The 14,839-nt window shown below is 65.1% G+C and carries 12 protein-coding genes; 2 read left to right on the forward strand and 10 right to left on the reverse strand.

Annotated elements, in window-relative coordinates; genetic code table 11:
- The first annotated feature begins 18 nt into the window (after positions 1 to 18).
- The gene (locus tag NC595_RS03040; protein WP_253564796.1) at positions 19 to 3,255 is read left to right on the forward strand and encodes an efflux RND transporter permease subunit; all 3,237 of its coding nucleotides are present in this window, start codon (positions 19 to 21) and stop codon (positions 3,253 to 3,255) included.
- A 194-nt stretch (positions 3,256 to 3,449) separates the two neighbouring features.
- A complete protein-coding gene (locus NC595_RS03045) occupies positions 3,450 to 6,602 on the forward strand; it encodes an efflux RND transporter permease subunit (RefSeq protein WP_253564797.1) in 3,153 nt (1,050 codons plus the stop codon).
- Between the two features lie 123 nt (positions 6,603 to 6,725).
- Here NC595_RS03045 and NC595_RS03050 read toward each other — a convergent pair whose 3' ends face one another.
- Genes NC595_RS03050 through NC595_RS03090 form a run of 10 tightly spaced genes read right to left on the reverse strand, consistent with a single transcriptional unit; the run spans position 6,726 to position 14,808 of the window.
- Complete coding sequence (locus NC595_RS03050; RefSeq protein WP_256488949.1) at positions 6,726 to 7,532, reverse strand: peptidoglycan-binding domain-containing protein; 807 nt, start codon at positions 7,530 to 7,532, stop codon at positions 6,726 to 6,728.
- Positions 7,533 to 7,790 carry a hypothetical protein gene (locus NC595_RS03055; protein ID WP_253564798.1) on the reverse strand — a complete coding sequence of 86 codons (258 nt, stop codon included), beginning with the start codon at positions 7,788 to 7,790 and terminating at the stop codon, positions 7,533 to 7,535.
- A 42-nt stretch (positions 7,791 to 7,832) separates the two neighbouring features.
- Entirely contained in the window at positions 7,833 to 8,114 is a 282-nt protein-coding gene (locus tag NC595_RS03060) for a hypothetical protein (protein ID WP_253564799.1), read from the reverse strand.
- A gap of 49 nt (positions 8,115 to 8,163) precedes the next feature.
- Positions 8,164 to 8,964 (reverse strand): hypothetical protein, encoded by an 801-nt coding sequence (locus NC595_RS03065; protein WP_253564800.1) that lies wholly within the window; start codon positions 8,962 to 8,964, stop codon positions 8,164 to 8,166.
- Positions 8,961 to 9,293 (reverse strand): hypothetical protein, encoded by a 333-nt coding sequence (locus NC595_RS03070; RefSeq protein ID WP_253564801.1) that lies wholly within the window; start codon positions 9,291 to 9,293, stop codon positions 8,961 to 8,963. Before NC595_RS03070 ends, NC595_RS03065 begins: the two co-directional genes overlap by 4 nt.
- A 27-nt stretch (positions 9,294 to 9,320) precedes the next feature.
- Positions 9,321 to 9,821 (reverse strand): DUF4189 domain-containing protein, encoded by a 501-nt coding sequence (locus NC595_RS20535; RefSeq protein ID WP_425493056.1) that lies wholly within the window; start codon positions 9,819 to 9,821, stop codon positions 9,321 to 9,323.
- Positions 9,818 to 10,330, reverse strand: a complete 513-nt coding sequence (locus tag NC595_RS20540) for a DUF4189 domain-containing protein (protein WP_425493057.1) — start codon at positions 10,328 to 10,330, stop codon at positions 9,818 to 9,820. Before NC595_RS20540 ends, NC595_RS20535 begins: the two co-directional genes overlap by 4 nt.
- Positions 10,331 to 10,351: 21 nt before the next feature.
- Positions 10,352 to 11,458, reverse strand: coding sequence for a TrbL/VirB6 family protein (locus tag NC595_RS03080; protein ID WP_253564803.1), 1,107 nt, complete (start codon positions 11,456 to 11,458; stop codon positions 10,352 to 10,354).
- A gap of 50 nt (positions 11,459 to 11,508) precedes the next feature.
- Complete coding sequence (locus tag NC595_RS03085; RefSeq protein ID WP_253564804.1) at positions 11,509 to 12,297, reverse strand: TrbJ/VirB5 family protein; 789 nt, start codon at positions 12,295 to 12,297, stop codon at positions 11,509 to 11,511.
- 30 nt (positions 12,298 to 12,327) lie between these two features.
- Positions 12,328 to 14,808: a VirB4 family type IV secretion/conjugal transfer ATPase gene (locus tag NC595_RS03090; protein ID WP_253564805.1), complete on the reverse strand. Its 2,481-nt coding sequence runs from the start codon at positions 14,806 to 14,808 to the stop codon at positions 12,328 to 12,330.
- Positions 14,809 to 14,839: the final 31 nt, after the last annotated feature.

Below are 14,839 nucleotides of genomic sequence, written 5' to 3' on the forward strand. Positions count from 1 at the left end.
ACGGCAGACCAGGACACCATGGGATTCTCATCGCTCTTCATCCGACGCCCGATCGCCACCTCGCTGCTGATGGTGGCGGTGCTGCTGCTGGGCGTGCTCGGCTATCGCCAGCTGCCGGTGTCGGCACTGCCTGAAATCGACGCGCCCAGTCTGGTCGTCACCACGCAGTATCCCGGCGCCAGCGCGGCCACCATGGCGGCCCTGGTCACCACGCCGCTGGAGCGCCAGTTCGGACAGATCTCCGGCCTGGCGATGATGAGCTCGGACTCCTCCGCCGGCCTGTCGACGATCGTGCTGCAGTTCAACATGGACCGCGACATCGACATCGCGGCGCAGGACGTGCAGGCGGCGATCAGCACCTCCAAGGGCACGCTGCCGAACAACCTGCCGTATCCGCCCGTCTACAACCGGGTGAATCCGGCCGACGCGCCGATCCTCACCCTGATGCTCACTTCCGACAGCCGCCAGCTGCGCGAGGTGAACGACCTGGCCGATTCGATCATTGCCCAGAAGCTGTCGCAGGTGCAGGGCGTGGGCCTGGTGTCGATCGCCGGCAACGTGCGCCCGGCGGTGCGCGTGCAGGTGAATCCGGCACAGCTGTCCAACCTCGGCCTGACCATGGAGGACGTGCGCAGCGCGCTCAGCCAGGCCAACGTCAACGCGCCCAAGGGCACGCTCAACGGCAAGACGCAGAGCTACTCGATCGGCACCAACGACCAGCTGGTCGACGCGCAGCAGTACAAGAACACCATCATCAGCTACAGGAACGGCGCGCCGGTGCGTCTGTCCGACGTGGCCAAGGTGGTCGACGGCGTGGAGAACGACCAGCTCGCCGCCTGGGCCAACGGCAAGCCGGCGGTACTGCTGGACATCCGCCGCCAGCCCGGCGCGAACATCGTCAAGACGGTGGAGCAGATCCGCGCGACGCTGCCGTCGCTCAAGGCGGTGCTGCCGGCCGACGTGCACCTGGACGTGTTCGCCGACCGCACCATCACCATCCGCGCCTCGGTGCACGACGTGCAGTTCACCCTGATCCTGACCATCTTCCTGGTGGTGGCGGTGATCTTCGTGTTCCTGCGCCGGCTGTGGGCGACGATCATTCCGTCGGTGGCGGTGCCGCTGTCCTTGATGGGCACGTTCGGCGTGATGTCGTTCGCCGGCATGTCGCTGGACAACCTCTCGCTGATGGCGCTCACCGTGGCCACCGGCTTCGTGGTGGACGATGCGATCGTGATGATCGAGAACATCGTGCGCTACATCGAACAGGGCAAGAGCGGCAAGGAGGCGGCCGAGATCGGCGCCAAGGAGATCGGCTTCACCGTGCTGTCGCTTACCGTGTCGCTGGTCGCGGTATTCCTGCCGCTGCTGCTGATGCCCGGCGTCACCGGCCGCCTGTTCCACGAATTCGCCTGGGTGCTGACCATCGCGGTGGCGATCTCGATGCTCGTGTCGCTGACGCTGACGCCGATGATGTGCGCCTACCTGCTCAAGCCCGACCAGCTGCCGCCGGGCGACGACAGCCACGAGCGCCATGCCGTCGGCGGCAAGCGCGACCTGTGGACGCGTACGGTGGATCTTTATGCCAGCACGCTGGACTGGGTGCTCGACCATCGCCGGCTGACCATGCTGGTGGCCGGTGCGGCGGTGGTGCTCACCGTGTTCCTGTACATCGCCATCCCCAAGGGCCTGCTGCCAGAGCAGGACACCGGCCTGATTACCGGCGTGGTGCAGGCCGACGAGAACGTCGCGTTCCCGCAGATGGAGGCGCGCACCAAGGCGGTCGCCGACGCGCTGCGCAAGAACCCGGCCGTGACCGGCGTGGCCGCGTTCATCGGCGCCGGCTCGATCAACCCCACGCTCAACCAGGGCCAGCTGTCGATCGTGCTGAAGGACCGTTCCGAACGCGGCGGCCTGGACAAGGTGCTGCCCAGCCTGCAGGCCGCCGTGGCCAATATCCCGGGCGTGGCGCTCTACCTCAAGCCGGTGCAGGACGTCACGCTGGACAGCCGCGTTTCGGCCACCGAGTACCAGTACTCGCTGTCCGACGTGAATGCCTCGGAGCTGTCCGGCTACGCCGAGAAACTGACCCAGACGCTGCGCCAGCTGCCTGCGCTGGCCGACGTGGACAACAACCTGGCCGACTCCGGCAATGCGTTGAAGCTCACCATCGACCGCGACAAGGCCAGTCGCCTCGGGGTGCCGGTGCAGACCATCGACGACACGCTGTACGACGCGTTCGGCCAGCGCCAGATCTCGACCATCTTCACCCAGCTCAACCAGTACCGCGTGGTGCTGGAGGTGGCGCCACAGTTCCGCAACACCACCGATCTGCTCAACAAGCTCACCGTGCGCGGCAACGGAAACGGCGCGCTGACCGGCTCCAACGCCACCAGCTTCGGCCAGCTCACCTCTAGCAACTCGGCCACGCCCTCGGGCATCGGCAACACCGGCAACGTCGGCTTCCAGGTCGGCGCCGGCGGCAGCATCCCGATCTCGTCGCTGGCCAGCGCCGAGTACACCAGTGCGCCGCTGGTGGTCAGCCACCAGCAGCAGCTGCCGGCGGTGACCATCTCGTTCAACCTGGCGCCGGGCTATTCGCTGTCGCAGGCGGTCGATGCGATCAACCAGACGGTGAAGCAGCAGAACCTGCCGCCGCAGGTGCGTGGCGAGTTCGTCGGCAAGGCGGCGGAGTTCTCCTCCTCGCTGGGTGACGAGGTGCTGCTGCTGCTCGCCTCGGTAATCGTGATCTACATCGTGCTGGGCGTGCTGTACGAGAGCTACATCCACCCGATCACGATCATTTCCACCCTGCCGCCGGCCGGCGTGGGCGCACTGCTGGCGCTGATCCTGTGCGGCTTCAGCCTGTCGGTGGACGGCATTGTCGGCATCGTGCTGCTGATCGGCATCGTGAAAAAGAACGCGATCATGATGATCGACTTCGCGATCGAGGCGCAGCGCGAGGGGCTGTCGCCGCACGATGCGATCCGCCGTGCCTGCCTGCTGCGCTTCCGCCCGATCATGATGACCACGGCGGCGGCGATGCTCGGCGCATTGCCGCTGGCGCTGGGTACCGGCATCGGTTCGGAGCTGCGCCAGCCGCTGGGCGTGTCGATCGTCGGCGGCCTGTTGCTGTCGCAGTTGGTGACGCTGTACACCACGCCGGTGATCTACCTGTACATGGAGCGCTTCTCCGACTGGCTGAAGCACCGGCGCGAGCAGCGCGAACTGGCGCGGGCCCGCCACGGCACCGCCTGAGCGGGTGTCCGGCCCTTTCCACGGCGCGCCCTTGCGGGCGCGCCGTTCGCGTTTGCGGCGGCCGGCGTGCGGGAAGCCTCCATCGGCCCCGCTCGCGCGTATCAACCGATCTCGCCCCCGTGCGTTAGGGGTGCGATGATCCGTCCACGCGCTGCGTGCCTTGCTTCCCCTTGCGCAATGGCCCCGACCCCTGCATGAACATTTCCGCCCTTTTCGTGCGCCGTCCGATCGGCACCTCGCTGCTGGCGATCGGCCTGTTCCTGGTCGGCACCGTCTGCTACAGCCTGCTCGGCGTGTCGGCGCTGCCGACGATCCAGTTTCCGGCGATCTTCGTGCAGACCTCGCAGCCCGGGGCCGATGCCGGCACCATGGCCGCCACCGTGGCGGCGCCGCTGGAGCGCCACCTGGGCCAGGTGCCGGGCATCGACACGATGCGCTCGAGCAGTTCGGAAGGGCGCACCTTCGTCTTCATGATCTTCGACGGCAGCCGCAACCTGGATGCCGCCGCCCGCGACGTGCAGCAGGCGATCAATGCCGCCGCGCCGGATCTGCCGCCCGGGCTCACCAATGCCCCGTCGCTGCAGAAGGCCAACCCCAACGACGACGCGGTGATCATCCTCGCGCTGACCTCGCAGACGCAGTCGGCCACCGACCTCTACAACGTTGCCGACACCTTCCTGATGCCGCGGCTGACCCAGCTCAAGGGCGTGTCCTCGGTGGAGATCGCCGGCGCGGCGACCCCGGCGGTCCGCGTCGACGTGGACCTGCGCAAGCTCAACGCCATGGGCCTGTCGCCCGACCAGTTGCGCAACGCGCTCAACGCCGCCAATGTCAGCTCGCCGTTGGGCACGCTCAGCAACGGCGTCACCAACCTGCTGGTGACCGCCAACGACGAGCTGCACACCGCTGCCGATTTCGCCGGGCTGGTGGTGGCGGTGAAGAACGGCACCACGATCCGCCTGCGCGACGTGGCCCACGTCTACGACGGTCCCGAGGACGCCTACCAGGCCGGTACCTTCGGGCACCAGCCGGCGATCCTGCTGTACGTGTACAAGAAGCCGGACGCGAACGTGATCGCCACGGTCGACCGGGTGCGCGCGACGCTGCCGGAGCTGCGCAGCTTTCTGCAGCCGGCGACCACACTCACCCCGTATTTCGACGGCACGCCGACCATCCGCGCCTCGCTGCGCGAGGTGCAGGTCACGCTGCTGATCAGCCTGGCGATGGTGGTGCTGACCATGGCGCTGTTCCTGCGCCGGCTCGCGCCGACACTGATCGCCGCGGCCGCGGTGCCGCTGTCGCTGGCCGGTGCATCCATCATGATGTACGTGCTCGGCTACACCCTCAACAACCTCACCCTGCTGGCGCTGGTGATCGCCATCGGCTTCGTGGTGGACGACGCGATCGTGGTGATCGAGAACATCATCCGCCACATCGACGAGGGCGTGCCGCGGCTGGAGGCCGCCCTGCGCGGCGGACGCGAGATCGGCTTCACCATCGTCTCGATCACCGCCTCGCTGATCGCGGTGTTCATCCCGCTGCTGTTCGCCAGCGGCATCGTCGGCATGTTTTTCCGCGAGTTCACCATGACGCTGATCTCGGCGATCGCGGTGTCGGCGGTGGTGTCGTTGACGCTTACGCCCGCGCTGTGCGGGCGTTTCCTGCAGGGGCATGCGGCGGACGATCATGCCGAGCGACGCCCGCGCCGCTTCGCGCGGCTGGGGCAATGGCTGGATCGCGCCCACGAGCGCATGCTCGCGGTCTATGTGCGCGCGCTGAACTTCTCGCTGCGCCACGCGCTGGCGTTCTCGCTCACGCCGCTGGTGCTGATCGTGCTCACCGTGCTGCTGTTCGGCAAGGTCAAGGCCGGCCTGTTTCCGCCGCAGGACACCGGCCTGATCCATGGCTTCGCCACGTCCGGTGCGACCGTATCGTTCCAGGACATGGTCAAGCGCCAGCAGCGGCTGGTCGACATGCTGATGGCCGACAAGGACGTGGCGGTGGTTGGCTCGCGCCTGGGCACCAGCCGCCGCGGCGCGGCCAGTTCGTTCGACATCCAGCTCAAGACCCGCGCCGAAGGTCGCAAGGACGACACCTTCGCCGTGCTCGACCGACTCAGCGCCAAGGCCGCCAGGTACCCGGACCTCAACCTGCGCCTGCGGCCGATCCAGGACCTGCCCAGCGGCGGCGGCAACAGCAATCAGGGCGCGCAGTACGAGATCTCGCTGCAGGGCGACAACCTCGAGGAGCTGGAGGTGTGGCTGCCCAGGCTGGTGAAGGAGCTGGCGAAGAACAAGCTGTTCCGCGACGTGGGTTCCGATGTGGAGGAGGGTGGCCTGCGCCAGAACATCGTGGTGGACCGCGATGCCGCCTCACGCCTGGGCATCTCGATGGGCACCATCGACGGCGCGCTGTACGACGCCTTCGGCCAGCGCCAGGTCTCGACCATCTATTCGGACGTCAACCAGTACAAGGTGGTGGTGAACGCGCTGCCCAGCCAGACCGCCTCGCCCGAGGCGCTCAACCGCATCTACGTGCGCTCCAACACCGGCAAGATGGTGCCGATCACCGCCGTGGCACACCAGGAGCCGGGCCTGGCGCCTTCGCAGATCAGCCACGTGAACCAGATGACCACGATGGACCTGAGCTTCAACCTTGCGCCCGGTGCGTCGATGGGCCAGGCGCTGCAGATCATCAACCAGGTGGTGAAGGACATGCGCATGCCCGGCGACATCCGGGTGGGGCTGGGCGACGACTTCCGCCGCTTCCAGCAGTCGCAGGGCGACATGCTGTGGCTGATGCTGGCGGCCATCGTCACCGTCTACATCGTGCTGGGCATGCTCTACGAGAGCCTGATCCACCCGGTCACCATCCTCTCCACGCTGCCAGCCGCCGGCGTCGGTGCGCTGGCCGCGCTGGTGGTCACCAACACCGAGCTCTCCATCGTGGCGATGATCGCGCTGGTGCTGCTGATCGGCATCGTCAAGAAAAACGCGATCATGATGATCGACTTCGCCCTGGTGGCGCAGCGCGAGCACGGCAAGCCCCCGCTGGAGGCCGTGCGCGAAGCGTGCATCGTGCGCTTCCGCCCGATCATGATGACCTCGATTGTGGCTATTCTTGCCGCGCTGCCGATTGCCATCGGCCTGGGCGAAGGCTCCGAGCTGCGCCGCCCGCTGGGCATCGCGATGATCGGCGGCCTGCTGATCTCGCAGACCCTCACCCTGCTCAGCACTCCGGCGCTGTACGTGATCTTCTCGTGCCTGGCCGAGCGCGCGCGGGTGCGGCGGGAGAAGCGCCGCGAGCGACGCGCGGCGCGGCGGTTGCGCAAGCTGGCGAACGCTTGAGGCGCGTCCCGCCGGAGCCCGGCACGACGATGAACCGGGCGGCCCGGTCGCGGCTCCGTCAGATCGGAGGCCATGCCCGCGCGGCCTGCGCCGCGGGTCGGCCGCTCGCGATGCGTCAGGCCATCAAGGTGGCGGGCGGTGCATCCCCGCCCGGGCGCGCCGGCGTGGCGGTCTGCCCGGGGACCGGATTGGCGGCGGGCGGCGCCACCACCTGCACCTGTCGCACGTCGACGCTGCTCCGCTCGATGGGGGGCGTACCGCTTCGGCGGTTGAGACGTCAGCCATCCGCCGGACCGGCGTCGTTTCCTGTGCGACGAAGGTGCGCGAGCCGTCATCGCTCAGTGCGACGGCATCGATCCGCGTCAGGCCATGGGCCTTGGCCACCGACACCAGTGCGGCGGCCAGCCGCTCGCCGTGCTCGTCGGAGCGACGTCCCATATCGGCATCGATCTTCTGAACCTGTGCGAGTGCCTGCCGGTAGAGCGGGTTGTCCGGGTTCCTGGGGTCGCTCAGAGGCGGGTTCGTCGGCGCAGCGGATGACTGCGCCCGGTGTGTCAGCGCCGCATCGAGCTCACCCTGTGTCCGGGGCGCGACCTTGCCATCGATGCTGAGGTGGTGGTCGCGCTGGAAAGCCTCGACCGCGAAGCGTGTCTGCGCCCCGAAGTCCCCGTCGACCTGCAGGGGCCGCCCGTCGCTGTCGGTGTAGCCGAACCGGTTCAACCCGGACTGGAGCCCGGTGGTCCGGTGCGCGGCAAGCGCTTCGTCAATCGCCGCATCGGTACTTGGGCCCACCTTGCCGTCGACGTCGAGCGCGTGGCCACGCTGGAATGCCTGCACGGCGTGCAGGGTGTTGGCGCAGAACACCCCGTCGGCGGTCAGCGGGGTCTGGCCTGTGCCGCTGTAGCCGAGCTGGCCAAGCGCGCGCTGCAGCTAGGCGACGTCCGTACCGCGACTGCCTTCGCCGAGTAGCGCCTCCATGCCGCCCGGGCTGTTGCGTGGGATGACGCCCGGGCGGATCGTGCCGTTGTTGATGTCGCGGATGTAACGCTCGAACTGCCCGACTTCCAGCTCGACGTGTGCATGGATGGAGCCTGGGCTGCCGGTCTGGCCCATCTCGCCCAGCCGCTGGCCGTAGCGGATGTGGGCGCCTTCGCCGAACGGCGAGCTGCCGGGGACCATGTGCAGCACCTGGCCCTCGCGCTGTGCGCCGGGCGTGCCGTAGGGTTTGTCTTAGATCTGCACGGTGTTCCAGGCGTCGTGCAGGAAGTGCGCAAAGCCAGCGACCGGTGCGGGGATCTCCACCGGGCCGGGGACGTCCTGGGCGAGCACGAAATCCTTCTTCACGAACACCCGGCCGTCGACGCGACGGATCTCCTCCAGCTCCCCGTGCGCCGTGCCGTACTGGCGATTGGGCTCGCGCCCTGAGCTCGGGTGGTGCTTGTGCAGGTCTTCGTACGAATGGACCGGCAGCATGCGGGAGCCGAAGCTCTCGCTGATGGTGTAGCGGGACATAGGGGCCTCCCTCCGTGTAGTGATCCGGGGACTCCGCGTGCGGTGGTGATCAGGGGCCGGTGGGCCGGAGGTTCCCGGTCAGGTACCAGCAGTCCTCGCGTCGGATGAATTCGAAGCTTCGGCCTTCCGACGAGCCATAGACATAAGAGACATCGCGCACGTCGGGCGAAGGCGTGCGGATGTCGAGCGGGAGCGGGTCGGCATCGATGCCGTCGACGCCAACGTGATGAAAGCTGCCCGCGCGATAGGCGACGTTGAACGCATCCGCCCGTTCGCCGCGGATGTACGCCGGCTCCAGTCGATCCCTGTCGGCATCGGACACCAGCACGGTCGCGCGCACCAGTGGCACCACGAACGCCCGCCGCACCGCGGGTGCGCTGGCGAAGACCCGAAGGAATTGCCCGAAATCGGTCGAAGGACAGCGCGCGGCGGCAGGCGAAACCGCCTGCACCGGGCGCTCGGCGGTGTCTTTCACCATCACCTGCGCCTGTCTGGGATCCGCATCGTCGCCGGCGGGCATGCCGGAAACCTCCACCCGCATCACCCTGGCGCCGTCCCCGTCGCCCCATTGCATCAGGCAGCGGCCGTCGCTTCCGCATCGCTGCAGCTCCAGCCAGCGATTGCATGCCTGTGCCCTCCCGGATTCCGCGGTGCACCGGGCGTTCTGCACGGGCAACCATCCATCGAGCAGCAGGCGTTCGCGCAGGAGCGGGTAGGGACGATCCTTCGCAGCATCCACGACCTTGGGCGGCGCGCTACCGGAAGCAGCGACCGACGCAAATACCACGCACACAGATGCAAGCAGTCCCACCAGCACGATGGCAGCCAGCTTACCGTTGGCCATCTTCATGAGATTCCAGACCTTGCGGACTTGCGCTCCTTATCGACCTCACGTCTTGGGCTTTTCACCTGGCCGACGGGGACAAAGGCGTGCGGGCAGACTCGCGCGTATTGCGCGGCTGAAACGGGGTTGAAGCAGTAGTAGTTCCAGACGCCGAAGGTGCCGGTCGCCGGGTTGATGGGAAACCAGCAATCGGTAGGGACCCCGAACGTGCAGAACACGAAGGGATCATTGCCGTAGTAGGGGATCAGCTCGTAGTAGCCCTGTGCCACCACTCCGCCGCTACTTGCCAGCATGAGGACCAAGGCGAGGACTTTCCCGCCGGTGCGCTTCTTCATCAGAATCCCTCCCTGGGTAATCCGGTCTCACTGCCCGGGACTGCAATCCGAATAGATGACCCGGCAATGTTGATTGCCGTTCTTCCTGCAAACCGTGATACCGGTCTGCTGCGCGTGTCGAACCGTGACGTCGGCGAAGCCCTGCCAACCCTTCTCTCCGGCCACCAGAACTCCGCAGCCATTGCCGAAGGCAGTCGCCACTTCGCAATGTGTGCCTCCGGTCTGCCTGCATCGTGTCATGGCCTGTTCCGTTGCGGCCAGCCTGTTCGGCAGGTCACGCGCAGCGCCGAAATTACCTCTCACCTCATCGGCAGCGATTGCTCCCCAGTGCGTTGCGGGCTGTGGTAGATCAAGCCTTACACCCTGCAGATTCCGTGGGACTGGCACGCAACGGCCGGGGCCTGGGGTGCCCGAAGGTAACGCTTGGTATTGCCCTTGGGGGCAATGACCCTGAGCGTGAAGTGCTAGCGGCACGGCAAGCGATATGGCGATAAAACGCAAGAAGTCGGAGCGCAAACGCCGCATCATCTAATCCGCACTGGGAGGCTACAAGCGGTGTAGAAGACCAGACAATGCTTATCTGACTTGTTGCACGTCTCCAAGCCAAGGGCTATCGCTTCGCTGCGTGTTGGGGCGCTGCTCGAATTGTGTTCATCATCACCCAAAATCATTGCTACGCAGGCGTTGACGTAGGTGTTTTCAACTTGGCACCCAAGTCCCCCTTTTTGTTTGCAGTCTGCCAGCGCAATTGCTTCCGCCGTAGCCTTGGTCCAGGCGTCGGTCGATACGCCAAGGTGACCACCTAATCCGTCGGTTGCTATTGCGCCCCAGTGATCCTGCCATTCTGGTGGGGGCGGCAAGGATGGCGATGAGGATGGGTTCGAGTCGCTCGGTATGGGCGCACAACCTTGAGGGCCAGCTTGTCCCTGAGGGGCGCCTGTCGGGTAGTAGCCAGGAGGGCAATTCCCTTCAGCGCGTGCGCTGCTGAACGTCATCGAGAGCGAGAGTATTAATAGGAGGATTCGGCATATCCGCATAATTTTTGCCTTGTCGTAGCTTCAATGACGCCTGTCCGGCATGGACCTTACGGCGTCGGCATCTGATCTTGCAGGTGGGGGCGATCGCATGGTCGAGTGAAGGAACGCTTCGGAGCCGCCCCTCGCCGTGCTGGTTTGTTGCACGGGAACTGTGGGGCCGTATTGACTCTGCCCGAAGTAGCCGAATGATCCGGGTGGTTGGCCCTGAGGACCTAGCCGATTGCCACCCACCATTCCCGTACCAAAGGCTGAGTAAGTCAGGAAGTTCCCAACCGTACCCTGAAAGAACGTCGCCGCGAGCGGCGGAACAGAGATGATCAGGACCGTTAGTAGGAGGCCAATGCCACCCTGCTGCAAGGCCTGGCTCGAAAATCCCTCGGCTCCGAGCCCGGTAATGTTGTTTATCACGTTCGCTCCCCATAGCGCGGCTGCCACATTCACGGTGAGCTTGAGCACGATGCTGGTGACGACGCATAGCACGGCGATCGAAAAAAGTGTGCCGATGCCGTAGAGGAGCCATCGCCGGAACAGTTCCTTGGTTTGATCGAAGATCAGACAGAGGATGAAAAATGGCCCCAGCCCGACGAAGATCGCCATGGTGAATTGATACAGGAGAAGCATGGCGCCCGCGGCCATGGCCGGACTGGCCGCACCGAAGCCGGCGAGCAGCATCGCATGGGCCTTTTGTTCGGCGGTTGCGGTATCGCCTGGGGGGACTTGTACTACATCGATCGCAGCAAGCGTCAGTTGCGTAGCGGCCATGTTCTTGTCGATGGCGGATACCGGGGAATCTTCGCCTGACACCGCCTTGCTGATCTCGGTGCCGAGGGTTCCATTGGCCGACAGCACGCCTTGAAGCGAGCTACCGAAGATGCTCATCGTGGTGGCTGCCGTAACGATGATGACGATGCGGGTCATGTTGACCACCATCGCCATCATCGAGTCGCGTGACTGTCCGGTGATGAGGCGAAAGCCCTGGATCATGATCCAGAGGGTGACCAGCACCAGCGCGATGCCGCTTGCCCACGTCATCATGTTCTCCAGCACGTTGTGCTGGAAGTCGGCGATCTGCTTCTGCAGGTAGTCGTAGACCAGCGCGAAGTAGACATAGTCACCCAAATTGCTCATCGCACATCCCGTGTGTCGCCATGTGGAGGTATCGCCGTCGGATCCACCGGCTAGTCGTTGATGGTGAAGGCGGCTTTAAGCGCAGCTGCCTGCACGACGTTGCCGAGTACGGTGTTGCTCCCGGTAAGCGCGACCTTGGCAAGAATGCCCTGCTGACGCTTCAGGGTCTGGATGACCGCTTCGTCTGCCTCGATCTGCTTCTGCCAGGTCTCGGCAGCAGTCTGGAGTTGGGAGAGGTACTGCTCCGTCTGGGAGGTTGCGCTCGCTGCTTTGCCCATGGAACTGATCGAGTTCACTACTTTGCTCAGCTTTTGAACGGTACTCGCCTGCACCGCAAGTTGCCCCATGGCATCGACTGTCACGTTGTATTCGTCCGCCTGCAGCATCACGATCTGCTGGCAGATCACCTGTTGGCTCTCCGTGATGGGCTTGTTGAACGATGCTTCGTACTCGAGCGTCGAAGTGATCGCTCCGATGACGCCCGTGCCGAGTGAAGGTCCGGGGCAGGCCTGTTCGACGAGTTTCTGGATCTGCGCGTCACTCATGCGTTGCATGGTTTTCGGAAAGAGCGAAATGCCCGTGCCGAGACTCTCGATGGATGTCAGCATGTTCTGATATTGCTGCAGCTGCGTCGCATATTGCTGGGCCTGCATCGCATACTGTTCGATGGTTTTGGCGAGCTGCGATGCGAAGCCGCTCTCGTTGATTACGGCGTTCCCGGGATCGTGGACGATCCACTGGGCGCTCGCCGATCCCGCGAACATGATGACGCTGGCTGTGATCAAGGCACGAGAGATCGCACCAGTGAGCGCACGGGTTCCATTCGATTTCTCATTCATAGAAATGCTCCATCTTCATCGCGATAGCTTTCAGCCCGTCCTGACTTTGGACAGCGAGTTACGGGTCCCTGGGGAAGTTCCGCCTTTCCCGCTTCCCTTGCGGTTCTCATAGAACGTCTCAAGCCACTGCTCAGGCGCGAGGTCGTCCGGTGAGCAGCCCACAGCCTGCGCGCTGGCCTTGAGCACCTCGTGCATGATCTCGATGTTGTCGGTGGAGGCCGATATCACTGCCAGGTGGTCGTCGAGGCCGCGCAGGTTGAGTTGGCAGACGGCGCTGGCGTGGCCCTGCTTGACCAGGAAGCAGCGGGAGCGCTCGTCCAGGCTGACCACTACCTGGTATTCCGCCTCGGTGAGCTTGAGGCCGTCGACGTAGTCCTCGCGGCTGGCGTTGGGATTGGGTAGCAGGATCATCGTGGCGGTCTGCTCGATCAGTGCGGCGGCGATGTCGCTGGCCAGCGCGTCCTCCGGGCTCTGCGTGGCGAAGATGCCCAGGCCGTTCTGCTTGCGGATGGTCTTCTGCTTGTTCTTGGCGAATTCCTTCAGGCCGCCCTTGCCGTCGAGGATCTTCCAGAACTCGTCCATCACGTAGATCAGCGGACGGCCGTCGATCAGTGCCTCCAGTCGGTGCAGCAGGTAATTGATGACCGGCACGCGTACTTCCGGGTTGTCGATGATGTCGGTGTAGTCGAAGCCGATGATGCTGGCCTTCTCCAGGTCGATGGTGTCGACCGGGTTGTCGAACACCCATCCCAGCGAGTTGCCGGCTGTCCACTTGCGCATGCGGATGTAGAGCCCGTCGTCGCCCATGTTGGGCAGGCTCTTCTGGAAGTTGGTCATGGTGCGCAGGTGCATCGGCGTGTCGAGGATGTTCTCGACCGCGCGGAAGATGTCCTCCTCCTCGCGCGAGCTGTAGACGGCCTTGCCGACCAGCACCTTCACCAGTTCGGCAAGGAACTGCACGTTGGCTTCGGTGCGTTCGCAGTGGAACGGGTTGAATCCGGTGGGGCGGCCGTTCTCCAGCGCCAGGTAGTTGCCCCCGCAGGCGCGCACGAAGATTTCTGCGCCGCGATCCTTGTCGAAGAAGAAGATCGTCGGCGAGGGATCGAGCTTCTGCACCTGGCTGAGCAGGAAGTTGATCAGCGCCGTCTTGCCCGTGCCGGACTTGCCGATGACCATGGTGTTGGCGATCGCCTTCTCGCCGAGCGAGTTCTCCGCCGGATGGGTGGCGTGGAAGTTGAAGTAGTAAGGCTGGCCGTTGGTGGTCTGCAGTGTGGTGACGCACGCGCCCCAGGGGTTGTTGTCCTTCTTGCCGGTGGCGAAGTTGTGCAGCGGGCACAGGCCGAGGAAGTTCAGCGAGCTGACGTTGGCCAGCCGGGTGCGGTACTTCCAGTTTCCCGGAAACTGCGCATAGAACGCGGCGGTGACGGCCAGGTCCTCCTTCACCGACACGAAGCCGGCGTTGGACAGCTCGGCGCGGGTGGTGGCGAGCTGCTGCGACAGGGCCTCCTGGCTGACGGCGTAGATGGCGATGCTGAAATGGTATTCGCCAAGCACGAAATTGCCGGAGGCCAGCTGGTCCATCGCCTGGTCCAGCTCGGCGATCTGGCTGAAGGCCTTGTCGCCGGAGGAGATCATCATGCCTTTGGTGCGGTCCAGCGCCTTCAGCGCGTCGTGCCGGCCCATCGGGCTGAAGGAGTGGGTGATGACGTATTCGAAATCCAGGTACTTCAGGCCGTTGAGGATGCCCGGGTAGGTACCCTCGGTGTATTCCTTGATGTTGAGGATGGCGCCGAACTGGTTGGTCCCGTCAGGGGTGGTAAGTACGAAGTCGCCGGTCCGGGCCGAAAAACGCTGCTTGCTGAGCGGCAGGTACTCCGGCACCGGGGCCGGCAGCACCGGCACCGGCTCGTCGATGCGGTTGAGCAGGTAGCCATAGAACTCCAGTGCCTCGGAGAACACGACGCCGTTGGTCGCCTCGTACATGCCCAGCCGATACGGAGCGTAATCCTTCAGTACGGCCTCGACGTTGCCAGCCAGCTCGAGGATGGTGTTGACCGCATCGGCCTGCTCGGCTTCCAGCCGGGTGAGGTCGGCGGACTTCTCGGCAAAGCGCTTGCCGCTGACCACGGGGCGGTAGAGCAGGGTCAGGTAAAGCTCGTTCTGCATCAACTTCTGCGACGACAGCGCCTGGTAGTAGGCATCGGACAGCGATTGGTTGAAGGCCTGGCCGAACCGGCTGTGGTCGCGCAGGCGCCGGCGCCGGCGAATGTCGTGCACCCAGAACGCCACGTTGACGAAGTCCGGCGCGCGGAGGGTCTGCAGCAGGCGGTTGAAGGTGCTGTGCCTGTGCTCGATCTCCCACTCCTCGCGGCCCACGAACGGCAGGCCACCGAGTCGCCACACCAGCAGGAAATCGCCGCCGGTGGTCTTGAGCACCGTGGGCGACACGTGCGTGGACAGCGGGACGAACTCGCTGATCGGCGTATCGGGAATGAAGGCGGCTTTGGGCATGGCGAAGATCCAGAGGGCACCCCGCATCAGC

This window comes from Dyella lutea (assembly GCF_024158035.1).
GTDB lineage: Bacteria > Pseudomonadota > Gammaproteobacteria > Xanthomonadales > Rhodanobacteraceae > Dyella_A > Dyella_A lutea.